Consider the following 24,490-nt stretch of genomic DNA (forward strand, 5'->3'; position numbering starts at 1 on the left):
CCCGTAGGACAGGGACGTCGGCCCGGCCGCGCACCCGCGCCCCGCCACGACGTCCCGCGACTCGCGGGCGGGAACCCGACGCCACCCCGGTTCCCGCCGGACGGGACCTAGGTCCCACCCCGACCAGGACCGTCGTACCTGAGCACGGCCCCGTCCGGGACCTAACGTTGTTGTCGTGAGCTTCCCCGGCACCCCTTCCGCCAGAAGCAAGCCGGGGCGTGGTCCGCTCGGCGCGCTGCCTTCCCTTTCGCCTTCAGCGCGCCGGGCGTTGATCATCTGCGCTCTCCTGGCCGCGCTGTCCGCCGTCGCCCTGGTCGCCCAGGCCGTCACCCTCGGCACCGCGCTGGCCACCCTCGTCGACGGCGGGCTGCCGTCGCTGACCTGGCTTGCCGTCGCCGTCGTGGCGCGGGCGCTGCTGGCGTGGGCCACCGAGGCGGTGGCCGCGCGCGCCGCCGCGGGCGCCAAGGAGGAGTTGCGCGCCGCCCTGCTCGACCGGTCGCTGGCCAACGGCCCCGCCTGGATCGCCGAGCGCGGCCCGGCCGAGCTGACCGTGCTGGCCACCAAGGGCCTCGACGCGCTGGACGCCTACTTCACCCGCTACCTGCCCGCCCTGGTCACCGCCGCCGTGGTGCCGCCGCTGGTCGGCGCGTGGCTGCTGTGGACCGACCCGACCTCGGCGGTGCTGGTCGCGGTGACCGTGCCGCTGATCCCGGTGTTCGCGATCCTGATCGGCAAGTTCACCGAGCACCGCGTGTCGCTGGCCGCGTCGGTCACCGAGCGGCTGTCCGCGCGGCTGCTGGAGCTGGTGCGGGCGCTGCCCGTGCTCACCGCGTTCGGCCGCGCGGCGGCCCAGGCGGAGGCGGTGCGGCGGGTCGGCGAGCAGCACCGCAAGGCCACCATGGGCACGCTGCGGGTGGCGTTCCTGTCCGCGCTGGTGCTGGAGGTGCTCGCGTCGCTGTCCGTGGCGCTGGTCGCCGTCGGCATCGGGGTGCGGCTGGTGTCGGGCGACCTGACGCTGCTCACCGGGCTGGTCGTGCTGATCCTCGTGCCCGAGTGCTACCTGCCGCTGCGCGCCGCGGGCGCCGCCCACCACGCCAGCGAGGACGGCCTGGAGGCCGTGCGGCGCGTGTCCGAGGTCGTGACGCCCCCCACGCAGCCCCCACCCGTCCCTGGGGGCGGCCCCGAAGCCAGCCTACCGCCCCACCGGGCCGCACGGGGCGAAGTCGATCTTGCCTGTGGACAACCCGACCCCCTGTGGACAACCGGCGTCGAAGTCCGCGACCTGCGGGTCGAGCGCCGAGGCCGCTACGCCCCGGACGGCCTGAGCTTCACCGTCCGACCGGGGCAGACCCACCGCCTCGACGCGCCCAGCGGCGGCGGCAAGTCGACCACCCTGGCCGCGATCCTCGGCTTCGTCCGGCCCGACGGCGGCCACGTCCGGGTCGGCGGCGACATCGCCTGGGTGCCGCAGCGCCCCGCGTTCGCGGGCCGCACCGTCGCCGACGAGCTGGAGCTGACCACCGGCCGCGTGGACCGCGAGGTGCTGCGCGACGTGGCCGCCGACCACTTGGCGCACCGGCCGATCGCCGAGCTGTCCACCGGCGAGCGGCAGCGGGTGGCCGTGGCCCGCGCGCTGACCAGGACCAAGGACGGCGCGTCCGTGCTGCTCCTCGACGAGCCCACCGCGCACCTCGACCCGGCCACGGCGGGCAAGGTCATGGCCGCGATCGACCGGCACGCCGGCCACGCCGCCGTCGTGCTGGCCACCCACCGGGTCGCCGAGGCCGCCGACGAGGCGCGGCAGGCCAGGCCGGTCGACCGGGAGGCCGAGCGGCAGGCCCGGCCGCGCCTGCCCAAGCTCACCAAGCGGGTGCTGGCGGGCGCGGCGCTGGGCGTCGCCGCGCTGGTCAGCGGGGTGGCGCTGACCGCACTGTCGGCCTACCTCATCGCGAAGGCCTCTACCCGCCCGCCGATCCTGACGCTGTCCGTCCTCGTGGTGGGCGTGCGCACGTTCGCGCTGGCCAAGGGCGTGCTGCGGTACCTCGAACGGCTGGTCTCGCACGACGCGGCGTTCCGCTTCGCCATCGCGCTGCGCGTCGACCTGTGGCGCCACCTCACCCCCGGACGGGCCCAGCTCACCCGCCTGGTCGACGACACCGACACCGTGCGCGACCTGGTGCCGCGAGTGCTCCAGCCGCCGCTGGTAGCGGCCGGGACGGGTGTCGCGGCCGTGGTCCTGTTCGCGTTCATCCAGCCCACCGCCGCGCTCGCGCTGGCCGCCGCGCTGCTCGTCGGCGGCCTGGCCGCCCCGGCCATCGCGGTCGCCGTCGAGCGCCGAGCCAGCGCGAAGCTGGCGCGCGGCCGCAGGCAGGTCTCCGAGGACGTGCTGACCCTGCTCACCGCCGCGCCGGACCTGATCGCCTTCCACGCCGACGGCACCGCGCTGCGCGCGGTCAAGGACCGCGACGCCGAACTGGCCGGGCTGGCCCGCAGGCAGGCGTTCGGGGCGGGCGCGGCGACCGCCGTGGTGCACCTGACCACCGGGCTCGCCGCCCTGGTCTGCACCGCGCTGGCCACCGGCATCGACCCGCTGCTGGCCCCCGTGCTCGGCCTGGTGCCGCTGGCGCTGGCCGAGGCGCTGTCCGCCCTGCCGCCCGCCGCCCAGCACCGCGCGGCCCTGCGCGAGTCCTACGGGCGGGTCACCGAGCGGCACCCGCTGCCGCGGAAGCACGTCGGCCCGCCGAAGCTGGAGCACGTGGACGTCCGCTGGCCCGGCTCGGGCGCACCGGCCCTGCGCGACCTGAGCCTGGACCTGGTGCCGGGCGAGAAGGTCGCCGTGATCGGCCCGTCCGGCGCGGGCAAGTCCACCCTGTTCGCGCTGCTGCTGGGCTTCCTCGCGCCCGAGCGCGGCCACGCGCAGAGCCCGGCCAGGGTCAGCTGGTGCCCGCAGGAGCCGATGCTGGTCTCCACCACCGTCCGGGAGAACCTGCGCCTGGCCGACCCGCACGCCGACGACGAGCGGCTGCGCGACGCCCTGCGCACGGCGGGCCTGCCGGAGTGGACCGACCGGCTGGACACCGTCGTCGGCCCCGCCCTGGTCTCCGGCGGCGAGGCGCAGCGCCTCGCGCTGGCCAGGGCGCTGCTGCACGACGCGGACCTGGTGCTGCTGGACGAGCCCACCGCGCACCTGGACCGGCCCACCGCCGAGGCGCTGCTGGACCGCCTGGACGAGGCGCTGCGCGGCAAGACCGTCGTGCACATCACCCACCGGCCGGAAGAAGCCGAGCGCGCCGACCTGGTGCTGGCCATCAAGCCCTACCGTTGACCGTCGTGGACCCCGCACGAGTGCTCGCCGCCTCGACCGAGATCACCTCCGCCGCGCTCGCGGGGGACGACCCGGACGCGGTGCTGCCGCTGGTCGTGCGGCGCGCGGTGGAGCTGGCCGAAGCCGACCTGGGGCTGGCGATGATCACCGCCGACGACGGGACGCTGACCGTGGAGGCGTCCTCCGGCGACGTCGACCCGGTGGGCGCCGACCCGGTGGGCGTGGTGCTGTCCAGCCGCTCCTCGGCCGCGCGGGCGGCCCGCACGGGCGTGCCGGTGGTGGCCGAGGACTTCACCACCGACCCGCGCACCGCGCCGTTCGTGCCCAAGGCGCTGCGCGGCTACGGGCCGTTCGCGGTCGCGCCGTTCGGCACGCGGGAGCGCAGGCTGGGCGCGCTCGCGGTCTACCGCAGGCGCGGCTCGGCGCCGTTCCGGCCGGACACGGTGGAGGTGCTGGCCGCGTTCGCCGCGCAGGCCGGGCTGGCCGTGGTGCTGGCCGAGGGGTCGACGGCGCGCCAGCGGGTGGCGGTCTACCAGGAGCGCGAGCGCATCGCCCGCGACCTGCACGACGTGGTGATCCAGCGGCTCTACGCCACCGGCGTGCAGCTGGACCTGCTCGACCGCAGGCTCAAGCTGGAGGGCCGGGAGGCGCGCAGGCTCGCCGAGGCGGTCGACCAGCTCGACCAGACCATCGCCGAGGTCCGCGCCACCGTGCGGGCGCTGCGCAGCGCCGACCCCGGCGCGCCCACCGACACCGACCTGGTGGACTCGGTGCACGCCGAGGCGCGCACGGCCGGCGAGCTGCTGGGCTTCAAGCCCGAGGTGGACATCAGCGGCCAGTTCCTGGACGTGCCCGCCGAGCTGGCCGACCACGCCCGCGCCGCGCTGCGCGAGGCGCTGTCCAACGTGGTGCGGCACTCGGGCGCGCACCGGGTGCGGATCGGCCTGGAGCGCGACGCGGACAGGCTGGTGCTCCAGGTCGCCGACGACGGCTGCGGCATCCCGCGCGGCGTGGCCAAGCGCGGCCTGCGGCACCTGGAGGAACGCGCGCTGGCGGCGGGCGGCGGCTGCGAGATCACCTCGTCGCCGCGCACCGGCACCACCGTCACCTGGCACGTGCCCCTGGGCTGAACCGGGGGGTTCGGCCCGGTCAGATGCCCCGCCTGGCCACCCAGGCGGCGGCCTGCGTGCGGCGCTCCATGCCCAGCTTCGACAGCACGGCGGTGACGTGGTTCTTCACCGTCTTCTCCGCCACGAACAGGCGCTCGGCGATCTGCCGGTTGGACAGGCCCTCGCCGATCAGCTCCAGCACCCGCCGCTCCTGCTCGGTCAGCGCGTCCAGGGCGTCCACCCGCTGGGGCCTGCGCAGCCGGTCCAGCACCCGCGCGGTGGTCACCGGGTCCAGCAGCGAGCGGCCCGCCGCGACCTCCCGCACCGCGGTCACCAGGTCCTGCCCGCGCACCTGCTTGAGCAGGTAGCCCGACGCGCCCGCGGTGATCGCCCCGACCAGCGCCTCCTCGTCGTCGAACGCGGTCAGCACCAGGCACCGCGGCGGGCTGGGCAGCTCCCGCAGCCTCCGGCACAGCTCGACACCGCCGCCGTCGGGCAGCCGCACGTCCACCACGGCCACGTCCGGCTCGGACGCCCCGGCCCGCACCAGCGCCTCGGCCACCCCGCCCGCCTCGGCCACGACGCTGATGTCGTCCTCGTCCTCCAACAGCTCACGCAGGCCCCGACGGACCACCTCGTGGTCGTCCACGAGCAGCACGCGGATGGTCACGAATCAACCATAGGTCGAATGCCGGTACCGGCCGCACCCGGTCACCCAAGACAGTGCAGGAATGCTCGTGCGCGCGATTGAGGAGGCCGACCGGATCGTCGTCGGCAGGCTGGTGCTGGAGCTGTGGGGTGCGCACACCTCCGTGGCACACGGCCAGGTGTTCTTCCCGGCGAGCCTGCCGGGTTTCCTGGTGGAGCAGCAGAACCAGGTGATCGGCCTGCTGACCTACACCACGTACGACAGCTTCATGGAGATCGTCACGATAGACGCGTTACGCAGGGGCCGGGGCGTGGGCACCTCGCTGGTCGAGGCCGCCGTGCACCGTGCCCGTCAACTCGGCTGCTCCCGCGTCCGGCTCACCACCACCAACGACAACCTCGACGCGCTGCGGTTCTACCAGCGGCGCGGGTTCCGGCTCACCGCGCTGCGCCCGGACGCGGTGCGCGAAGCCCGCAGGCTCAAGCCGGAGATCCCGTCGGTGGGGGACTACGGCATCCACATCACCGACGAGCTCGACCTGGAACGATGGCTCACCCCGAGGTAGTTGTCCACAAGCTCTGGGCATGTTGTCCACAGGTTGTGCACAACTACCGGCGGGGGAGCGTGCTGAACACCTCGTCCCACGCCGCCGCGACCTGGCGGGCGCACGTCTCCGGAGCCACCCCGCCCACCCCGGTGCCCAGGCCGGGCATGGCGATCGTGCGGATCGCCCGGCGCAGCGGACGGCCGTCGTCCAGCCTGCCGCCCTGCCACAGCCGCAGCACCGCCCGCGCGGCCAGGTAGGGGTGCACGGTGTCCCTGGGCAGCCGCTCACCGGGTGTGCGCATGGTCGGTGCGCTGATCAGCCACTGCGGCTCCGGCTCGCCCGTCGGCACCACCAGCGCCTCGCCCACCGGCAGCTCACCGCCGTGCAGGGCCAGCACGGCGCTGCGCACGTGGTCCTCCACGAACGGGAAGGCTCGCGCGTACACGGCGTCTATGCCGCCGCGCATCCATCCCGATGAGTTGGCCGGGCTCACCACCGCCTCGGCCACGATGTCGAGCACCGAACCGCGGTGCACCTCCACGCCGGCGCGGCCATCGGCCACACCGAGCCACGCCCGTGCGAGTGGTTCGTCCACTGCGCACAGCACCAGACGGGGAACTGAAGCCGGAGCGCTGATCTCACCCTCCGTATCGGCGGACACGCGGACAAGCATTCCAGGCAAGGCACTCCCGGCGGAACCGGGGCGGGCACCTCCCCGTCGGGTGATCCTCGCCTCAGCGGTGATCACCACGAGTGCGGCTCGTATGGTGGTCCGGTGCTGCCGCGCATCGCGTACTTCGGACCGCAGGGGACGTTCACCGAGCAAGCCGCGCGCGGCTTCGCCGCGGACTCCGAGGTCGACTCCGAGCTGCTGCCCCACGACACCGTGCCCGCCGCGCTGGACGCGGTCCGGCGCGGCGAGGCCGACGGGGCGTGCGTGCCCGTGGAGAACTCGGTGGAGGGCGCGGTGCCCGCCACCATGGACGCCCTCGCCGAGGGCGAACCGCTGGTGGCGGTGGCCGAGGCGGTGCTGCCGGTGCGGTTCAGCGTGCTCGTGCGGCCCGGCGGCGGCCCGGTCCGGACCGTCGCCAGCCACCCGCACGCGCTGGCCCAGGTGCGGCACTGGCTGGCCGCCAACCTGCCGGACGCGGCCGTCGTCGCCACCACGTCCACCTCGGCCGCAGCGGTGGCCGTGCTGCGCGGCGACTACGACGCCGCGGTGAGCGCGCCCGTCGCGGTGCGCCACTACCCGCTGGAGGTGCTCGCCTCCGACGTCGCGGACGTCAGCGACGCCAAGACCCGCTTCCTGCTGGTCCGGCCGCCGGGAGTGGTGCCGGGGCCGACCGGACGCGACCGCACCTCGATCGTGGTCACCGCGCCGGACCGGGTGGGCGTGCTGTCCGACGTGCTGACCGAGCTGGCGCTGCGGCGGATCAACCTGACCCGCATCGAGTCCCGGCCCACCAAGGGCAAGCTCGGCGAGTACCGGTTCTACGTCGACTTCGACGGCCACGTGGCCGAGCCCAGGGTGGGCGACGCGCTGGCCGCCCTGCGCAGGCACTGCCCGCGGACCCGCTTCCTCGGCTCGTACCCCAAGGCGGTCGAAGGCAGTCCTGCCCCGGCCGCGGACAACGCCGAGTTCGTCGCCGCCGCCGAGTGGGTCGCCCGCATCCGCGAAGGCCGCGGCGCCTGACCCCCGCCGATGAGCGCCTGCTGGGTCGGGCGGGCACGATGGCGCGGTGAGCAAGCGGCGCAAGCAGCCCGTCCCGCAGCCCGTCCCGCAGGGCGAGGCCGCCGAGCCGACCGCTTCCGGCGGCGCGGTCGAGTGGCCGTCACCGATTCGCGACGGCGAGTGGGTGGACGCCGCCGGAACGCGGTGGCGGCTGCGCGGCGTGCGGCGGCGAACCCCGGCCAAGCGCGTGGAGCACCTGCTGCGGTCGCCGGAGGTCCGGGTCCTGCTGTTCCACGGGCCCGGCGCGCCGACCGAGGTCGCGCCGGGCGACCGGGACGCGCTGTGCCTGCGGATGCGCCCCCACCTGCGCGAGCCCGAGGTCCGCGCCCCCGGCGACTTCACGGGTTTCCAGGCCGGGGAGTTCAGGGACGACGAGCGGCGCTCGCTGCTCGTCGTCGAGGAGTCGTGCTGACAGGTCGGGACGCCGGCGAGGCCGAGCTGATGGGTGAGCGGCCGACGCGGGAGATCGCGGCTCGCCCGCGACCTCAGCCCCAGCCGAGTTCGTGCAGGCGGTCGTCGTCGATGCCGAAGTGGTGGGCGATCTCGTGCACGACAGTGATCGCGACCTCGTCCACCACGTCGTCCTCGTCGTGGCAGACGTCCAGGATCGCCTCGCGGTAGATCGAGATCCGGTCCGGCAGCACCCCGCCGTAGTCGCTGGTCCGGCTGGTCAGCGCGATCCCCGTGTACAGCCCGAGCAGCGACGGCTCCTCCGGGTGCCGGTCCTCCACCAGCACCACCACGTTGCTCATCGCCGCGGCGAACTCCGGCGGGATCAGGTCCAGCGCCTCGGCCACCAGCTCCTCGAACCGCTGGCGCGACATCTCCACCGGCACGTCAGCTCACTCCGTCGGCTCGACGGACGCGGACGTGGTCGGCACGACCGACGACGAGCTCGGCGGCGCGCTGGAACCGGACTCGGCGGAGCTGGAGCCGGGGTGCAGCGGCGCGCCGGTGGCGTCCTCCTGCTGCACGGCCGTGGTCTGCGGCGGGTTCGACGTGGTCAGCGGCGGCGCGTTGGGGTTGCGGACGCTGCCGTTCCACGCGGTCAGGCCGTCCGCCGCGGGCACCGCGCCGACCTTGCAGTTGGCCAGCTTCGAGCCCACCGCCCAGCTCTCCGCCGCACGGGTGTCCCACGTCACGATCAGGCCCTTGGCGCCGAAGTCCGCCCCGCCGCTGTACTCGGCGGCGATGCGGTCGCACTCGCCCGCCATCACCTCGTCCTGCCTCTCCGGCGAGGGGAACTCCTGGGAGGCCTGCCCCAGGTTCACCACGCCGACGATCTCGAACGTGTGCGGCTGCGCGCAGTCCACCGGGTCGCCGACGGACTTGCCGTTGATGCCCAGGCACACGCCGGGGTCGTAGACGTCGGACTGGTCCTGGGTGCGCGCCGAGCCGAACGAGGGGAACAGCCCGCCCGCCGGGCCCGCCACCTGCAGGCCGCAGCGCAGCGTGCGCTGGCCCTCCGACCAGCGGCGCTCGCCGGGGTTGAGCGGGCCGACGGTGTACTTGCCGAACGGGTCGAACTTGCCGCCCAGGTAGTCCAGCGAGACCTGGGTGCAGTGCTGCTGGCTGATCTGCTGCCACTGCTCGTCGCCGGGGAACGGCGCCTGCGGCCCGAACGCCGAGCCGATGTCCACCACGCCGCTGACCTCGAACCGGTGCTGCGCGGCGCAGTCGACCTTGGTGATGTCGGACAGGTCGCTGCGCTGCCAGTCCAGGCAGTCGCCCGCCTGGGAGTCGTAGGCCGGGTTCACCGGTTCCTCGGCGAGCCCGCCCAGCACGCCACCGCCACCACCGCCGCCCACCGGCCAGGAGGTGAAGGTGCTCAGCGCCAGCAGCGCGAGCGCGCCGACGAACGCGCCGACCATGACCATGTGGTCACCTCGACGGAACCACCGCGCGTTCACAGACATCTGCTCCATGATGCCTGTACCTGACCGGAAACCCATCGGGCGGGTGGAGTGTGTTGCTTTTAGGACACTCGTCACCCGTTTGGCCGCCCAGCTCTGTACCGTCCCCGCCGGGAGTGGCTGATGACTGAGAACGACGCAGGGAACAACCAGCCGGAGACCGGTGGCGGCACGACACCGCCCCCGTACGTGCCGGCACCGCAGCAGCAGCCTGCCCGCGGCAAGATCCGCAGGCAGGAGTCCGGGGTGACCAAGCCCCGGCCGCCGACGCTGGCCGAGCAGCGCGCCCGCGAGCAGGCGCTGCGCGAGCAGGAGCAGCAGCGGGCGGCGCTGGAGGCCGAGCAGGCGCGCAAGGCCAAGCTGCGCAAACGCCTGCTCATCGGCGGCGGTGTGACCGTCGGCGTGGTCGGCGTGGTGGCCATCTGGTACGCCGTGGCCAGCCCCGACGAGGTCGAGGCGCAGTGCACCCGCGACGACGTGGTCGTCGAGGACCAGTACTGCGACGAGAACTACGCGCGCAGCCACGGCGGGTACAGCAGCGGCGGGTTCATCTACATCGGCGGCAGCTCGTACCGGTACCACTACGGCGGCCCGAGCACCCCGGTCGGGCAGAAGGTCACCGGGGGCAGCTACACCGCGCCCAAGGGCGCGACCATCACCACCAAGTCCGGCACGACCGTCCAGCGCGGCGGCTTCGGCGTCTCCGGCGGCAGCAAGAGCGGGGGCAGCTGAGTGCGTCGGGAGTCCTCCACCCCCCGGCCGAACTGGCAGCGCACGGTGTCCGAGCAGGGACTGGTGTTCGGCGCGCCGTCCAGGGCCGCCGACGGCGGACCGCGCCCGTACTGGGACGAGTCGGCGCACTACGTGTTCCAGATGAGCGACGTGCTGTCGCTGGAAGCGGACGTCGAACTGCTGCACAGCATGTGCCTGGAAGCGGTCGACAACGTGGTGCTGACCGAGCGCTACCGGGACTTCGGCATCGCCGAGTGGCTGTGGCCCGCCATCGCCGAGTCCTGGAAGCGCCGCGACCCGCACGTCTACGGCCGCTTCGACCTGCGCTACGACGGCCGCGGCCCGGCCAAGCTGCTGGAGTACAACGCCGACACGCCGACGTCGCTGCTGGAGGCGTCGGTCGTGCAGTGGAACTGGAAGACCGACGTCTACCCGGACGACGACCAGTGGAACTCGCTGCACGAGAAGCTGGTCGAGCGGTGGGCCGAGATCGGCTCCCGGCTGCCCTCGTCCGAGCTGCACTTCACCTGGTCGGGGGCGGACCCGTCGGGGGAGGACCACGTCACCGTGGCCTACCTGCAGGAGACCGCCGCCGAAGCGGGCATGAACACCGTCGGGCTGGCCATCGAGGAGATCGGCTGGGACAGCCTGCTCAAGCGGTTCGTCGACCTCGAAGAGGCCCCGATGGGCACGGTGGTGAAGCTCTACCCGTGGGAGTGGGTGGTCGACGAGCAGTTCGGCCGCTACGCGGTGGAGAGCCTGCCCGGCACGCTGTGGATCGAGCCGCTGTGGAAGATGCTGCTGTCCAACAAGGCGCTGCTGGCGGTGCTGTGGGAGATGTACCCCGGCCACCCGAACCTGCTGCCCGCCTACCTGGACGACCCCGGCCTGCTCACCGAGTACGTGCGCAAGCCCCGACTGGGTCGGGAGGGCGCGAACATCCAGATCGTGGCGCCCGGCTACGAGACCCAGACCGGCGGCGTCTACGGCAAGGAGGGCTTCGTCTACCAGCTGTTCGACCCCCTGCCCGAGTTCGACGGCTACCGGCCCGCCCTGGGCGCGTGGGTGGTCGGCGACTCGGCGGCCGGCCTGGGCATCCGCGAGACGGTCGGCCTGGTCACCGACGACGGCGCGGCGTTCGTCCCGCATCGGATTGTTGACTGAAATGGAGTGCTCGTGATCACCGAATTCGCGTTGGACCCCGGCTTCGGCGCGGCCATCGGCCGGGGCGTCGGCGCGATCGCGCTGTACGCGGTCGTCGGTCTGCTGCTGATGGTCTTCGGCTTCTACGCCATCGACTGGACCACGCCGGGCAAGCTGAGCACTCTGGTGCGCACGGGGGCGCCGAACGCGGTCATCGTCACCGCGGCGGGCCTGTTCAGCATGGCGCTGATCGTGGTCGTCGCCATCTACAGCTCGGCGGGCAAGCTGGACGAGGGCCTGCTGTCGGCGCTGGTCTTCGGCCTGGTCGGCATCGTGGTGCAGGTGCTGGCGGTGCGGCTGCTGGAGTGGGTGACGCGGCTGGACATCGGCTCGCTGATCGAGTCCGACCGCTTCGCCCCGGCCAGCGCCGTGGTGGCCAGCGCGCACGTGGCGCTGGGCCTGGTCGTGGCCGTCGCCATCTCCTAGGGATATGCGGGTGAGGTCACGAGGGGGCGGGGACTACCCTTTCCCCTCGTGATTGACCTGAAGGCACTGCGCGAAGACCCGGAAGCCGTGCGCGCCTCGCAGCGCGCCCGCGGTGAGGACGACACCGTGGTCGACGCGCTGCTGTCCGCCTTCGAGCGCAGGCGCTCCGCCGTGGCCAGGGCCGACGCGCTGCGCGGCGAGCAGAAGGCGTTCGGCAAGCAGGTCGGCCGGGCCAGGGGCGAGGAGCGCGAGGCGCTGCTGGCCAAGGGCAAGGAGCTGGCCGCGGAGGTCAAGGCCGCCGAGGCCGAGCAGGCCGCCGCCGAGGCCGAGCTGGCCGAGCTGCACCGCGCCGTGCCCAACGTGGTGCACCCCGACGCCCCGGTGGGCGGCGAGGACGACTACGTGGTGGTCAAGCACGTCGGCAGGCCGCGCGAGTTCGACTTCGAGCCGCTGGACCACCTCGACCTCGGGCTGCGGCTGGGCGCGCTGGACATGGAGCGCGGCGCCAAGGTGTCGGGCTCGCGGTTCTACTTCCTCACCGGCGTGGGCGCGCAGCTGGAGCTGGCGCTGCTGAACATGGCGGTCGCCCAGGCCACCGCCGCCGGGTTCCAGCTGATGATCACCCCCACCCTGGTGCGGCCGGAGATCATGGCGGGCACCGGGTTCCTCGGCGCGCACGCCAGCGAGATCTACCGCCTGGAGGCGGACGACCTGTACCTGGTCGGCACCTCGGAGGTGCCGCTGGCGGGCTACCACGCCGACGAGATCCTCGACGGCGAGCGCCGCTACGCGGGCTGGTCGTCGTGCTACCGCCGTGAGGCGGGCTCGTACGGCAAGGACACCCGCGGCATCATCCGGGTGCACCAGTTCAACAAGGTCGAGATGTTCTCCTACGTGCGGCCGGAGGACGCCGAGGCCGAGCACGCCAGGCTGCTGGCCTGGGAAGAGGAGATGCTGGCCAAGGTCGAGGTGCCCTACCGGGTGATCGACACCGCGACGGGCGACCTGGGCACCAGCGCGGCGCGCAAGTTCGACTGCGAGGCGTGGGTGCCCTCGCAGCGGGCCTACCGCGAGCTGACCTCGACCTCGAACTGCACCACGTTCCAGGCCCGCAGGCTCAACGTGCGCTACCGGGACGAGCAGGGCAAGCCGCAGACCATGGCGACCCTGAACGGCACCCTGGCCACCACCCGCTGGATCGTGGCGATCCTGGAGAACCACCAGCAGGCCGACGGCTCGGTCGTCGTCCCGCAGGCCCTGCGCCCCTTCCTCGGCGGCCGCGAAGTCCTCGAACCCCGCTAGGAACGCCACCCGCGCGGGGAATGCCCGCGACCCCTCCCACCGTGCCACCGTGGACGTCGGGAGGGCGCTTCCGCAAGCGATGCGCCGGAGGTGCCCAGCCGTGGTGGCGGAGCTGGAAGCGTGGTTCGACGGGCGGCTCACGAGTACCTGACCACCGGCGGCGAACGGCCCACCCGCGTCCAGTGGCAACCCTGGTTCAGCTGAGCCCGCCCCGCGAGTCGAACGCCCGGAACCCCCGAGTTCAACGCTGCGGTACCCCGAGTTCCACGCTCGGCACGCGAGTCGCGCGTCCGGACACCGCGAACCGAGCGCTCAGGCTGCCCGACGCGACTGCCGTGCTTCAGCCGTCGAACCGCCCGGCCTTGATCGCGCTCAGCAGCGCGGCACGGCTGTGTGGTCCCAGCCCCAGAACACCCGCGTCCGGGGCCTTGCTGTCGCGGATGGCCAATCCCTCACCGGAGGAGGCCACCTCGACGCACTGCCCGTTGTCGTTGCTCGTCCTGGCCTTGCGCCAGTTCGGTTCCCGAACCATGTGCACCTCCGCTGACACCTCCACGGTCAACCGACGTCTGCGCACTGCGGGTGGCTGGTGCTGCTCAGCCGAGCTGTCCGCTCTTCACCCCGACGAGGAACGCGCTCAGGGCCTCGGGCGTCCAGGTCAGTACGGGTCCGTCGGGGTTCTTGGAGTCACGCACGGCGTCGAGGGTGTTCGCCACCTCGACGCAGTTGCCCCCGCTGTTGGTGGACCGGCGCGATTTTCTCCACTTCGCCCTTGTCAAGTCGGTCATCGTTGCTCCTCGGTTGTGGTCATAGCTACGGCAGCACCGTTTTGACCAGCGACAACGAGTCCTCGTACGACAGCGCGACAGCAGTCGTCCCGCGCATGGCGTTTCCGTACCGCTCCACCCGTTCAGCGTCATCCACGAAACGACCATCCGTCAACGTCCCGACGTAGATCGCTCGCTTGCCGTCATGGTCCATCAACACAAGGAACGGAATCCCACATCCGACGTGCGCACCGATTTCGGGTAGTAGGAAACTGCCCGTGCGGCAGGGTCGGGTGGTACTTGCCGGTCAGACCTGGGTGGCGATGTGGCGCGCGATTTCGAGGGCGCTGGTGGCGGCGGGGGAGGGTGCGTTGAGGACGTGCACCTGGCCCGGCGCGGTCTGGATCAGGAAGTCGTCGACCAGTGAGCCGTCGGGCAGCATCGCCTGCGCCCGCACGCCCGCGCCCGCGCGCACCAGGTCGGACGAGGTCACGGCGGGTACCAGCCGGGCCAGGCTGGCGGCGAAGCGCTCGCGGGAGAAGCTGCGCAGCACCTCCTCCAGACCGGTGCGGGCGTACCGGCGGGCCAGCCGCCAGGTGCCGGGGAACCGCAGCACCTCGGCCACGTCGGAGGCGGAGAAGTCGCGCCAGCGGTAGCCCTCGCGGCGCAGCGCCAGCACCGCGTTGGGCCCGGCGTGCACGCTGCCGTCGAGCATCCGGGTCAGGTGCACGCCCAGGAACGGCAGGGTCGGGTCGGGCACCGGGTAGATCAGGCCGCGCACCAGGTCGGGGCGGCGCAGTTCGTAGTACTCGCCGCGGAACGGGACGATGCGCGCGGCGGGCGCCAGCCCGGCCATCCGCGCCACCCGGTCGCTGTGCAGGCCCGCGCAGTTGACCAGGGCGTCGGCCCGCACCACGCCGCCGGGGGTGGCCACCTCGACCTTGCCGCCCCGGCCCCGGACGGCCAGCGCGGGGGTGCTCAGCCGCAGGTCGGCGCCGGAGAGCTCGCGGACCAGCGCCGCGCACACGGCCGGGAAGTCGACCACCGCCGTGCTCTCCACCCGCAGCGCCGCCACGCACGCCACCTCGGGCTCGTGCTCGCGGGCCTCCTCGGCGGTGATCAGCCGCGCGGGCACCCCGTTCTCCGCCGCGCGCGCCGCCAGCGCGTGCAGCCGGGGGATCTCCCGCGACGTGGTGGCGACCACCAGCTTGCCGCACACGTCCACGGGAACGCCCTGCGCACGGGCGTAGGCGACCATGGACCGGTTCCCGGCCACGGACAGCCGCGCCTTCAGCGACCCCGGCTTGTAGTACAGCCCGGCGTGCACCACGTTGCTGTTGTGGCCGGTCTGGTGGGCCGCCCAGCGCGGCTCCTTCTCCAGCACGACGACCTCGTCGCCGCGCCGCGCCAACTCGCGGGCCGTCGCCAGCCCGACGATCCCGCCGCCGATCACCACGATGCGCCGCACGCGGGTCACGCTACTGGCGGACCAGCTCCGGCAGCACCTCGGTGACGACGGCTTCCAGCACGGCCTCGCTGCCCGCGTAGACGCCGCTCTCGCGGGGCCAGTGCGCCAGCAGGTCGGTGAACCCCAGCTCACCCGCCCGGCCCACGACGTCGCGGAAGCACTCGACGCTGGTCAGCGAGTACACCGGGGCGGAGTCGGCGTTGAGGTACCAGTCGACGGTCTCCTTGGCGCGGCCGATGGAGTCCAGGGTGTCCCGGAACCGGGCCGCCATCGCCGCCACGCCGCGCCACCAGTCCTCGACGTCCTCGGTCTCCGGTCCGGTGGTCACCCAACCGGTGCCGTACCGGGCGGCCACCCGCATCGCCTTGGGGCCGTTCGCGGCGACCAGGAACGGCAGCCGGGGCCGCTGCACGCAGCCCGGCGCGCTGCGCGCCTCGACGACCTCGTAGTGCTGCCCGTGGAAGGTGGTGCGCTCCTGGGTGAGCAGCCGGTCCAGCACGTCGACGAACTCGGCGAACCGGGCCGCGCGCGCCGGGGGCGCGAGCAGGGTGTCACCCATCACGGTGGTGTCGTATCCCATACCGCCCGCGCCGAGACCGATGGTGAGGCGGCCGTCGGACAGGTCGTCCAACGCCATCAGCTCCCGCGCGAACGGCACCGGGTGCCGGAAGTTCGGCGTGGCCACCAGGGTGCCCAGCCTGATCTTCGAGGTGACCCCGGCAGCCGCGCTGAGCGTGGGAATCGCGCTGAACCACGGTCCGTCCACCAGGCTCCGCCAGCCGATGTGGTCGTAGGTCCAGGCGTGGTGGAACCCGTACTGCTCGGCGGCCCGCCACTTGGGTTCGGCGATCCACCACCGGTGTTCGGGCAAGATCACGATGCCTGTGCGCACGACCGGACGGTATCCGAAAGCGTGAGCGGCCCGTGCACCATGGAGAGGTGCAGAGACCTGCCCTGGTGGCCTCGGATGTCGATGGAACGCTCCTCAACCCGCTCGGGCGCGTCAGCCCGCGCACCGCTGACCTGGTCGGTCGGGTGCTGGCCAGCGGAACCCCGTTCGTGCTGGCCACCGGCCGCCCGCCGCGCTGGGTGCTGGACGTGGCCGACGCGACCGGCGCGTCCGGCTACGCGGTGTGCTCGAACGGCGCGGTGATCTACGACATCGGCGCCGATCAGGTGAAGAAGCAGTGGGCGCTGGACCCGGTGACGCTGCGGGACCTGGCCCGGCTGCTGGACCAGGCGCTGCCCGGTTGCGCGATGGCCGCCGAGCGGGTGGGGGAGTCCGCGCGGTCCAGCGGGGTCGCCGACTTCGTCGCCGAGGACGCCTACGTGCACCCGTGGGAGGAGGGCGCGCAGCCGTCGCCGGGCGCGGGTCGGGCGGACGTGCTCGGTCACCCTGCGGTCAAGCTCCTGGTCAGGCACTCTCGGATGACCAGCGAGGAGATGGCCGCCGCCGCGGGGCAGCTGCTGCGGGACCGCGTGGCGATGACCTACTCCACCAACGAGGGCCTGCTGGAGTTCAGCGCGGCGGGCGTGACGAAGGCCAGCGGCCTGGCGGAGGTGGCGCGCGGGCTGGGCGTGCGCCCCGAGGAGGTGATCGTGTTCGGCGACATGCCCAACGACGTGCCGGTGCTGCGCTGGGCGGGGCACGGCGTCGCCATGGCCAACGCTCACCCGGACGCGTTGGCCGCCGCGGATGAGGTCACGGGGAGCAACGCCGAGGACGGCGTGGCGCAGGTGCTGGAGCGCTGGTTCTGATCCGGATGACCCAGGGGGGTGAACGGATCATCACAGCCGCTCTCTACAATTCGCCCGAAACGCCACCGGTGCCGGTGTGCCGTGTCCACCCTGAGCTGCGGGTGTTCTAGGAGATATTGGGTGTCAACCTCGTCTGAGATCGACCGGTCCGCGCTCGTGGACGAGCCCGTGGTGGGCGGCGGCGCGGGCCGGGCCGACCGGCTGCGCGCGTGGGCGCTGGCGGTGGCGGCTCCGTCGAGGTCGGTGCTGGCGTTCAGCGCGCTGCTGACCGTCGTGTTCTGGAACATGCCCGCGTTCGCGCCCAACCAGCCCAAGGGCGACTACGACTACGGCCTGCTCATCGCGCTGGCCAGGCAGTTCGACCTGAGCTTCGGCGACCGGGTGTCCACCACCTACGGGCCGCTGTACTTCCTGGCCATCCCCTCGGTGATCCACCGGGGCGAGGTCCTGGTGGGCTACCTGCTGTGGTTCGTGCTGGCCACGGCCTGCACCGCGGCGATCTACCAGGCGCTGCGCCGCCACCTCGGCGCGCCCGCCGCCTGGGGCGTGGTCGGCGTGATGGCGCTGAGCTCCAGCATCGTGCCGCTGACCGCGGTCATCACCACCACGTTCGCCTTCGTCGTGGTGCTGTCGATCTTCTACGCCCGCGACGAGCTGCCGCGCTGGGCGCAGCGGTCCTACCCGATCGCGATGGGTGTGCTGGTCGCGGCGATGCTGCTGACCAAGTTCTCGGTGGGCCTGATGTGCGGCCCGGTGATCCTGGGCGCGGTGCTGGCCAAGCACGGCAAGGTGCTGCGGCCGTTCCTGGAGTACGCGATCAGCGGCATCGCCGCGCTGGTGCTGCTGTGGATCGCCGCCGGCCAGCCGCCGCTGCAGGTCGTCGAGTACGTCATCCGCGCGCTGTCGGTGGGCAGCGGCCACGCCCAGTCGATGGGCCTGGAGCAGCCGGGCAAGGCGTGGGAGTACCTGATCGCCGTCCCGCTGATCCTGCTGCTGGTGTTCGGCCTGGTCACCACGGGTGGCGGCCGCCGCCGCTGGCTGCTGTACCTGGGTGTGGCGCTGGGCTCGTTCCTGCTGCTCAAGCAGGGTTTCGTGCGGCACGACTCGCACTCGGCGCAGTTCTTCTCCGTCGCGGTGGGCGTGGGCCTGGTGCTGGCCGCGCTCAAGCGCAGCGCGGTGCTGGTGTGCGCGGCGGTGATCTCGCTGCTGGCGCAGGCGTTCAGCTTCGGCGGCGGGCTGTACGCGGTGGACCCGGCCAAGTCGCTGCAGATGTTCGGCCAGGGCCTGACCGTGGTCGCCTCGGGCAGCCAGCGCGACCAGGTCGTCGAGGAGGCTCGCGCGGACCTGAAGCGGCGCATCTCGCTGCCGCAGCGGTTCGTCGACCGCATCGGTGACAGCACGGTGCGCACCGCTCCGTTCGACTACGCGCTGGCCTGGACCTACGGGATGAACACCACGGCCATCCTGCCCACGCTGCTGGACTACGGCGCCTACACCGAGCTGCTGGACGAGATGAACGAGGAGTGGGTCGCCGACGACGCGACCGGTCCGGAGTTCATCGTCCGCGAGAACACCCGCATCACCCTCGACGGCCGGTTCCCGCTGTGGGACTCGCCGCGCACCAACCTCGCCCAGGCGTGCCGCTACGAGCTGGTCGACAGCGACCCGCGCTGGCAGCTGCTGCGCCGCACCGAGAACCGCTGCGGCGAGGAGACCCCGCTCGGCGAGGTGACCGCGGACCGCTTCGAGCAGGTGCCGGTGCCCACCTCGGACAAGGGCATCGTCATCGCGCGGGTGTACCCGGAGCAGGGCGCTTTGGACAAGCTGAAGTCGCTGGCGTTCCGCTCGGGCGAGTTCTGGATCACCGTGGACGGCGAACCGCACCGCCTGCCGCTCTCGCACGCGGAAGCGCCGCTGCTGATGTCCTCACCGGGTGACGAGTCGCTCGTGCTCGGCGGGACGGAGCTGGCGAGTGGGAACATCACCATGAACATCCCGGGACGCGTCGTGTTCTCGGTCGTCAACACCAGGTGAGGGAAAGCAATGGACGGTGCTCCGACCGCGCGGCGGAAGATCACTTACATCTTCCCGATCTACAACGAGCAGGACAACATCGACCTGCTGCACAAGACGATCGACGAGGTGACCACACCGCTCCAGGCCCGTTATGACCTGGAGTTCATCTACGTCAACGACGGCAGCCGGGACGCCTCGCTGGACAAGCTGCTGGAGCTGCGCGAGCGCGACCAGCGCGCCACGGTGATCAGCCTGTCCCGCAACTTCGGCCACCAGATCGCGGTGACCGCGGGCCTGGACGCGGCCTCCGACGCCGACGCGGTGATCATCATGGACGCCGACATGCAGGACCCGCCGCGGGTCAGCCTGGAGCTGATCGAGCGCTGGGAGCAGGGCGTGGACGTGGTCTACGCGCAGCGGCGCACCCGCAAGGACACGCTGTTCAAGAAGGTCACCGCGAACGCCTTCTACCGCACGCTGGAGAAGCTGTCCTCGATCGACATCCCGCGCAACACCGGCGACTTCCGGCTGCTGGACCGCAAGGTCGTCGCCGAGCTGGCGAAGTACCGCGAGCAGCACCGGTTCCTGCGCGGCCTGGTCAGCTACGTGGGCTTCCGCCAGGAGGCGGTGCAGTTCGACCGCGACGCGCGGCACGCGGGGGAGACCGGCTACCCGCTGCGCAAGATGCTCAAGTTCGCCGCGGACGGGATGCTCGGCTTCTCGGTCACCCCGCTGCGCCTGATCAGCCGGATGGGTTACGCGATCTCCCTGCTGAGCTTCCTGGGCGTGCTCTACGTGCTGGGCGTGCGGCTGTTCAGCCCGGAGAGCGCGGTGCCCGGCTGGGCGTTCGTGACCGTCGCGATGTTCCTGCTCGGCGGCATCCAGCTGATCATGCTGGGGGTGCTGGGCAGCTACATCGGCCGCACCTACGTCGAGGTGCAGCGCAGGCCGCTGTACGCGGTGGCGATCGTCGCGCGCTCGGGGCGGGTCGAGCCCGCGCCCGCGTCGCGCGAGCTGCAGGACGCCTGACCGTGGCGGTGGACGACGCCCCCGAGGTGTCCCCGGAGCTGTCCTCTGGGCTGTCCCCGGAGACCCCGGCCGGGGCGCCCGCCGAGGCCGCGCCGCCCGCGACCCCGGTGCCCGCGGGCGGGTTGGCCCAGATCATCCGGTTCTGCCTGGTCGGCGGCGTCAACACGCTGATCGACCTGGTCGGCTACATGGCGCTGACGGGGCTGGGGGTCAACCTCTTCGTCGCCAACTTCGCCTCGACCACGGCTGGCATGAGCTTCAGCTTCGTGGCCAACAAGTACTTCACCTTCGGCGGCGGCGCGCCCGGCGGCGCGGCCAAGCAGGGGGCGCTGTTCTTCGCCTTCACCGCCTTCGGCCTGTGGGTGATCCAGCCGCTGGTGATCGTGGCGGCCACCGCCGCGGCCAACGGCCTCGGCTGGCCGCTGACCGGGCTGCTGGCGTGGGCGCCGAAGCTGGCCGCGATCGGGGTCGGCCTGGTGTGGAACTACGCCGCCTACAGCCGGGTGGTGTTCCGCCGGTGAGCGGTTCGGCACGAGCAGGACGGGAACTGGACATGCAGAGCGCGGACACCAGGGTCGCCGAACCCGTGCGGGCGGAGCCGAGCCCGAACGGAGCGGCGGCGGCCTCACCGTCGGCGGCGGCCCGCGTGCCGCACATCAAGCAGCTCACCGGCATCCGGGCGCTGGCCGCGCTGTGGGTGCTGCTGTTCCACTTCCGGCCGGAGCTGATCGAGGCGTTCGGCTTCCTGTACCCGCTCATCCCGCTGATGAACGTGGGCTACCTGGGCGTGGACCTGTTCTTCGTGCTCTCCGGCTTCATCCTGACCTTCACCCACCTGGACCGCATGGTGGTGGGCTGGGGGCCGCGCAAGATCGTGGCGTTCCTGTGGCTGCGGATCTCCCGGATCTGGCCGGTCATGATGGTGATGCTGCTGGCGTGGGGCCTCTACCTGGCGTTCCTGGCCACCTGGACCAACGACGGCGGGTTCCACTACGCGCTGCAGCCCGGCCGGTTCCTGGCGCACGTGTTCCTGGTGCAGGCGTGGACCACCGCCCACCACGACTGGAACCCGATCGACTGGTCGCTGAGCGCGGAGTGGATGGCCTACATCGCGTTCACCGTGCTGGTGGTGCTGCTGGCGAAGTTCCGCACCCAGCTGTCCAACCGGGCGCTGGTGTCGCTGGCGCTGCTGGCGGTGCTGCCGCTGGTGCTGGTGGGCATCGGCTTCCAGGACGGCAGCGACCTGATGTGGGACGGCGACAAGATCGTCGAGGGGATCGTGCCGCTGCGCGTGCTGACCGAGTTCGTCGGCGGCGCGATCGTGGCGGTGCTGGTGCTGCGGCACGGCCTGACCGCGCGGCTGCCGTGGTTCCTGCGGCCGACCGTGGTGCTCGCGGTGATCCTGGTGGCCATCTACGTCATCCACCTCAACGACCCGGCCGTGCGCGTGCGGTTCGCCGTGGACTGGCGGATCAACGGCCACCTGATGTGGGGCGCCACCGAGACCGTTCTGGTGGTGCCGCTGTTCCTGCTGCTGATCGGCTCGCTGGCGGTCAGCGGCCGCGACGTCACCGCGCGGTTCCTGAGCACCAGGGTGCTGGTGTGGGGCGGCAAGGTGTCCTTCGCGCTGTACCTGGTGCACTGGCTGCTGCTCGACCTGATGCGAAGGCTGCTCACCTCCTGGGGTTTGGTGGACGAGCCGAGCGCGTGGGAATTCCGGTTGTTCGTCATCGCGGGCATCGTCGGCTCGTTCGTCGCGGGGCACCTGCTGCACCACCGCGTCGAGGAGCCGTGCCAGCGCGCGATGCGCAAGATGCTCCCCCGTTCGATCAAGGTCTGAGACAAAACGGCGGCGGGCCTTCGGTAAACTCGGCCCCTGCCTCGCACGCGCCCGGTCGGCGCTACTCGACAACAACCGAGAGATGTGACGGAAGGGCCCGTGGACAAGCTCCCAGAAATTGTCGAACTGCTCGACGAAAGCGGAATCGGCCTCGCCGACGGGGAAGGGCTGCTCGACGAGCGGGAGCGCCGCATCCTCATCGGCGCGGTGAACTTCCACGCGCTGGCGCGGCCGGGGCGGACGTTCCGGATCACCGTGCTGCGCGGTCCCAGGGGCACCATGCCCTCGCTGACCGACGACCGCACCAGGCACATCGAGTGGGGCGACGACCGCGAGGTGGTCGGCTCCCTGGTGGTGCGCAGCACCGTGCAGACCACCAGCGGCACCAACCCGCCCGAGGGCCTGGTCGACCTGGCCGTGGACCTGGGCGGCGAGCCGGAGGTGGCCTCGGCCTACCACCAGCTGCCCGGCCTGATGGGCAAGGTGCGCCGCTCGGTGCGGTTCTTCGCGCCGGTGCAGTTCGACGTGCTGCGCCAGTACCGCACCGACGTCACCGAGAAGCGCTACCGCAAGCGCGAGGTGCCCAAGAAGGCGCCCGTCCGGATCACCAGGGGCACCACGGCCACCGGCCACGGCGCCACCCCGGCGATCATCTTCGGCATCCACTGGCTGGAGCTGGGCGGCGCGGAGCGGTTCGCGCTGGAGACCGTGCAGCTGGCCAAGGAGGCCGGTTTCACCCCCATCGTCATCACCGACCGGCCCTCCACCCACCCGTGGATCACCCGGCCGGAGCTGGACGGCGCGATCGTGGTGCCGCTGACCCACCCGGTCAGCCCGGAGCAGGAGTCGGCGTTCCTCAACGGCGTGCTGTCCGCCTACGACGTGCGCGGCGTGCACCTGCACCACAGCACCTGGCTGGCCCAGCGCCTGCCGTGGCTGAAGTCGATCCGCCCGGACCTGCCGGTCATCGACTCGCTGCACATCCTGGAGTGGCGCACCGGCGGCTTCGTCGACATCTCGGTGCGGATGACCAACGTCATCGACCACCACCACGTCATCTCGCCGATGCTGCGCGACTACCTGGTGGGCAAGCAGGGCGTGGACCCGGCGAAGGTGGAGCTGGCGACCCTGGCCAACCTCACCACCAAGGGCATCGGGCAGGCCGCGGCCAAGGCCAAGTCCGACGACGGCCCGTTCACCGTGGCGTTCGTCGGCCGGTTCACCCAGCAGAAGCGCCCGTACCTGTTCCTGCAGCTGGCGGCGTCGCTGAAGGGGTCCGCGTCGCGCGAGATCCGGTTCATCGTGCACGGCGACGGCGAGCTGGCGGGCGAGGTGCACGGCCTGGTGAGCAGGCTGGGCCTGTCCGACGTGCTGGAGCTGCGCGGGTCGGACAAGCCGGTGGCCAAGACCCTGGCCGACGCCGACGTGCTGGTCATCTCCTCCGACAACGAGGGGCTCACGCTCACCTCGTTCGAGGCGACCGCGGCGGGCGTGCCGGTGGTGTCCACCGACGTCGGCTCGCAGGCGTCCCTGGTGGCCGAGGACCTGCTGGTGCCGCGCCACCCGTACCCGTTCATCTCGACCGCCGCCGAGCGCATTCGAACCATGATCAACTCGCCGGAGCAGCGCAAGACCTGGCTGGACGAGCAGGCAGGCAAGGCCGCCGCGTTCGCCAAGCTGCCCGACGCCCGGACCTGGGTCCGCGACACCTACGAAGGATGGCTCAAGTGAGCACCGTTGCCGCCGTTGTCGTCACCTACAACCGCAAGGACAAGCTCCCCAAGGTGCTCGACCACGTCCTCGCGCAGTCCCGCAAGCCCGAGTGGCTGGTCATCGTGGACAACGCGTCGACCGACGGCACCGACGAGGTGCTCAAGCGGTACGAGGGCCTCGACGGCGTGGTCATCGTCCGGCTGACCGAGAACACCGGCGGCGCGGGCGGCTTCGCCACCGGCATGAACAAGGGCTACGAGCTGGGCGCGGACTTCGTCTGGATCATGGACGACGACTGCTACGCCAACTCCGACGCGCTGGAGGAGCTGGTCAACGGCCTGGCCAAGGCCGAGGCGGAGATGGGCATGCAGCTGCCCTTCGCCTGCTCGCTGGTCAGGTGGGTCGACGGCAGCATCTGCGAGATGAACAACCCGGTCACCACCTGGGACTGGGGCAGGCTGATCGCCAAGGGCCAGGAGAACGTGCTGGTGCAGCACTGCTCCTTCGTCTCCGTGCTGTTCCCGCGCTGGGCGCTGACCAAGCACGGCCTGCCGCTGCGCGAGTACTTCATCTGGTTCGACGACCAGGAGTACACGCTGCGCGTCAACAAGTCCGGCCCCGGCGTGCAGGTGCTGCGCAGCGTCGTGGTGCACGACCTGGGCGTCAACCGCGGCGTGAACTTCAGCGACGTCAACGCCTCCAACCTGTGGAAGTTCGAGTACGGCGCGCGCAACGAGGCGTCCTACCGGCTGCACCACGAGAACCCGGTGGCGTTCGCCAAGTTCGTGGTGCGCGTGCACCAGGGCCTCAAGGGCGGCCGGGTGCCGTGGGGCCTGCGGCTCAAGCTGTTCCGCAAGATCGTCGAGGGTGTCAAGTTCAACCCGAAGCCGGAGATGCCGCGCTCGGTGCTCTAGATCCTCTTGTGCGACAAGGGCCGTCCCCCGCGGGGCGGCCCTTTCGC

Annotated in this window: 26 protein-coding genes; 17 read left to right on the plus strand and 9 right to left on the minus strand. The window is 72.2% G+C overall.

Annotated features, from left to right (window positions below):
• The first annotated feature begins 175 nt into the window (after positions 1-175).
• Together cydD and JOF41_RS31275 are read left to right on the plus strand one after the other, a co-directional pair.
• Positions 176-3,325 (plus strand): thiol reductant ABC exporter subunit CydD, encoded by a 3,150-nt coding sequence (gene cydD / locus JOF41_RS31270; RefSeq protein ID WP_209623513.1) that lies wholly within the window; start codon positions 176-178, stop codon positions 3,323-3,325.
• Positions 3,326-3,330: 5 nt separating this feature from the next.
• On the plus strand, positions 3,331-4,455 hold the full coding sequence (locus JOF41_RS31275) for a GAF domain-containing sensor histidine kinase (RefSeq protein WP_209623514.1): 1,125 nt from the start codon (positions 3,331-3,333) through the stop codon (positions 4,453-4,455).
• Between the two features lie 19 nt (positions 4,456-4,474).
• On the opposite strand, the gene JOF41_RS31280 is transcribed toward JOF41_RS31275, so the two are convergent.
• Entirely contained in the window at positions 4,475-5,104 is a 630-nt protein-coding gene (locus tag JOF41_RS31280) for a response regulator (protein ID WP_189221433.1), read from the minus strand.
• A gap of 61 nt (positions 5,105-5,165) precedes the next feature.
• On the opposite strand from JOF41_RS31280, the gene JOF41_RS31285 reads away from it, so the two are divergent.
• Positions 5,166-5,648 carry a GNAT family N-acetyltransferase gene (locus JOF41_RS31285; RefSeq protein ID WP_189221432.1) on the plus strand — a complete coding sequence of 161 codons (483 nt, stop codon included), beginning with the start codon at positions 5,166-5,168 and terminating at the stop codon, positions 5,646-5,648.
• 43 nt (positions 5,649-5,691) lie between these two features.
• On the opposite strand, the gene JOF41_RS31290 is transcribed toward JOF41_RS31285, so the two are convergent.
• Complete coding sequence (locus JOF41_RS31290; RefSeq protein ID WP_189221431.1) at positions 5,692-6,303, minus strand: macro domain-containing protein; 612 nt, start codon at positions 6,301-6,303, stop codon at positions 5,692-5,694.
• Between the two features lie 105 nt (positions 6,304-6,408).
• On the opposite strand from JOF41_RS31290, the gene pheA reads away from it, so the two are divergent.
• Positions 6,409-7,323: a prephenate dehydratase gene (gene pheA / locus JOF41_RS31295; protein WP_209624561.1), complete on the plus strand. Its 915-nt coding sequence runs from the start codon at positions 6,409-6,411 to the stop codon at positions 7,321-7,323.
• A gap of 46 nt (positions 7,324-7,369) precedes the next feature.
• Positions 7,370-7,774, plus strand: a complete 405-nt coding sequence (locus JOF41_RS31300; RefSeq protein WP_189221430.1) for a hypothetical protein — start codon at positions 7,370-7,372, stop codon at positions 7,772-7,774.
• Positions 7,775-7,847: 73 nt separating this feature from the next.
• On the opposite strand, the gene JOF41_RS31305 is transcribed toward JOF41_RS31300, so the two are convergent.
• Both JOF41_RS31305 and JOF41_RS31310 read right to left on the minus strand, forming a co-directional pair.
• Complete coding sequence (locus tag JOF41_RS31305; RefSeq protein ID WP_189221429.1) at positions 7,848-8,198, minus strand: metallopeptidase family protein; 351 nt, start codon at positions 8,196-8,198, stop codon at positions 7,848-7,850.
• 6 nt (positions 8,199-8,204) lie between these two features.
• On the minus strand, positions 8,205-9,278 hold the full coding sequence (locus JOF41_RS31310; RefSeq protein WP_229794955.1) for a septum formation family protein: 1,074 nt from the start codon (positions 9,276-9,278) through the stop codon (positions 8,205-8,207).
• A 120-nt stretch (positions 9,279-9,398) separates the two neighbouring features.
• Between JOF41_RS31310 and JOF41_RS31315 the strand changes: the two genes are divergently transcribed.
• The 5 genes from JOF41_RS31315 (at position 9,399) to JOF41_RS38710 (ending at position 13,142) form a co-directional block, all read left to right on the plus strand.
• On the plus strand, positions 9,399-10,007 hold the full coding sequence (locus JOF41_RS31315; protein WP_229794953.1) for a hypothetical protein: 609 nt from the start codon (positions 9,399-9,401) through the stop codon (positions 10,005-10,007).
• A complete protein-coding gene (locus JOF41_RS31320; RefSeq protein ID WP_189221428.1) occupies positions 10,008-11,171 on the plus strand; it encodes a glutathionylspermidine synthase family protein in 1,164 nt (387 codons plus the stop codon).
• 12 nt (positions 11,172-11,183) lie between these two features.
• Positions 11,184-11,636, plus strand: coding sequence for a DUF350 domain-containing protein (locus JOF41_RS31325; RefSeq protein WP_189221427.1), 453 nt, complete (start codon positions 11,184-11,186; stop codon positions 11,634-11,636).
• Positions 11,637-11,684: 48 nt separating this feature from the next.
• A complete protein-coding gene (gene serS, locus JOF41_RS31330; RefSeq protein ID WP_189221426.1) occupies positions 11,685-12,938 on the plus strand; it encodes a serine--tRNA ligase in 1,254 nt (417 codons plus the stop codon).
• A gap of 120 nt (positions 12,939-13,058) precedes the next feature.
• A complete protein-coding gene (locus JOF41_RS38710; protein ID WP_372448537.1) occupies positions 13,059-13,142 on the plus strand; it encodes an Imm1 family immunity protein in 84 nt (27 codons plus the stop codon).
• A 136-nt stretch (positions 13,143-13,278) separates the two neighbouring features.
• Here JOF41_RS38710 and JOF41_RS31340 read toward each other — a convergent pair whose 3' ends face one another.
• From JOF41_RS31340 to JOF41_RS31355, 5 genes are all read right to left on the minus strand, one after another.
• Positions 13,279-13,470: a DUF397 domain-containing protein gene (locus JOF41_RS31340; RefSeq protein WP_209623516.1), complete on the minus strand. Its 192-nt coding sequence runs from the start codon at positions 13,468-13,470 to the stop codon at positions 13,279-13,281.
• Positions 13,471-13,534: 64 nt separating this feature from the next.
• Positions 13,535-13,726, minus strand: a complete 192-nt coding sequence (locus JOF41_RS31345) for a DUF397 domain-containing protein (RefSeq protein WP_209623517.1) — start codon at positions 13,724-13,726, stop codon at positions 13,535-13,537.
• Positions 13,727-13,751: 25 nt separating this feature from the next.
• Entirely contained in the window at positions 13,752-13,961 is a 210-nt protein-coding gene (locus JOF41_RS37490) for a Scr1 family TA system antitoxin-like transcriptional regulator (protein ID WP_307867735.1), read from the minus strand.
• A 51-nt stretch (positions 13,962-14,012) separates the two neighbouring features.
• Positions 14,013-15,173 carry an L-2-hydroxyglutarate dehydrogenase gene (lhgD, locus tag JOF41_RS31350; RefSeq protein WP_209623518.1) on the minus strand — a complete coding sequence of 387 codons (1,161 nt, stop codon included), beginning with the start codon at positions 15,171-15,173 and terminating at the stop codon, positions 14,013-14,015.
• Positions 15,174-15,183: 10 nt separating this feature from the next.
• Positions 15,184-16,065, minus strand: coding sequence for an LLM class flavin-dependent oxidoreductase (locus JOF41_RS31355; protein ID WP_209623519.1), 882 nt, complete (start codon positions 16,063-16,065; stop codon positions 15,184-15,186).
• A 47-nt stretch (positions 16,066-16,112) separates the two neighbouring features.
• On the opposite strand from JOF41_RS31355, the gene JOF41_RS31360 reads away from it, so the two are divergent.
• From JOF41_RS31360 to JOF41_RS31390, 7 genes are all read left to right on the plus strand, one after another.
• The gene (locus tag JOF41_RS31360; RefSeq protein ID WP_189221420.1) at positions 16,113-16,931 is read left to right on the plus strand and encodes an HAD family hydrolase; all 819 of its coding nucleotides are present in this window, start codon (positions 16,113-16,115) and stop codon (positions 16,929-16,931) included.
• A gap of 120 nt (positions 16,932-17,051) precedes the next feature.
• On the plus strand, positions 17,052-18,965 hold the full coding sequence (locus JOF41_RS31365; RefSeq protein WP_189221419.1) for a glycosyltransferase family protein: 1,914 nt from the start codon (positions 17,052-17,054) through the stop codon (positions 18,963-18,965).
• A gap of 9 nt (positions 18,966-18,974) precedes the next feature.
• On the plus strand, positions 18,975-19,976 hold the full coding sequence (locus JOF41_RS31370; protein ID WP_209623520.1) for a glycosyltransferase family 2 protein: 1,002 nt from the start codon (positions 18,975-18,977) through the stop codon (positions 19,974-19,976).
• 2 nt (positions 19,977-19,978) lie between these two features.
• A complete protein-coding gene (locus JOF41_RS31375) occupies positions 19,979-20,497 on the plus strand; it encodes a GtrA family protein (RefSeq protein ID WP_307867581.1) in 519 nt (172 codons plus the stop codon).
• Positions 20,494-21,816, plus strand: coding sequence for an acyltransferase family protein (locus JOF41_RS31380; protein WP_307867582.1), 1,323 nt, complete (start codon positions 20,494-20,496; stop codon positions 21,814-21,816). The genes JOF41_RS31375 and JOF41_RS31380 overlap by 4 nt, the downstream gene beginning before the upstream one ends.
• Positions 21,817-21,915: 99 nt before the next feature.
• Positions 21,916-23,547: a glycosyltransferase gene (locus JOF41_RS31385; RefSeq protein ID WP_189221417.1), complete on the plus strand. Its 1,632-nt coding sequence runs from the start codon at positions 21,916-21,918 to the stop codon at positions 23,545-23,547.
• On the plus strand, positions 23,535-24,443 hold the full coding sequence (locus tag JOF41_RS31390) for a glycosyltransferase (protein ID WP_244989740.1): 909 nt from the start codon (positions 23,535-23,537) through the stop codon (positions 24,441-24,443). The genes JOF41_RS31385 and JOF41_RS31390 overlap by 13 nt, the downstream gene beginning before the upstream one ends.
• The last annotated feature ends 47 nt before the right edge of the window (positions 24,444-24,490 follow it).

It is taken from the genome of Saccharothrix coeruleofusca (assembly GCF_017876325.1).
Taxonomy (GTDB): Bacteria; Actinomycetota; Actinomycetes; order Mycobacteriales; family Pseudonocardiaceae; genus Actinosynnema; species Actinosynnema coeruleofuscum.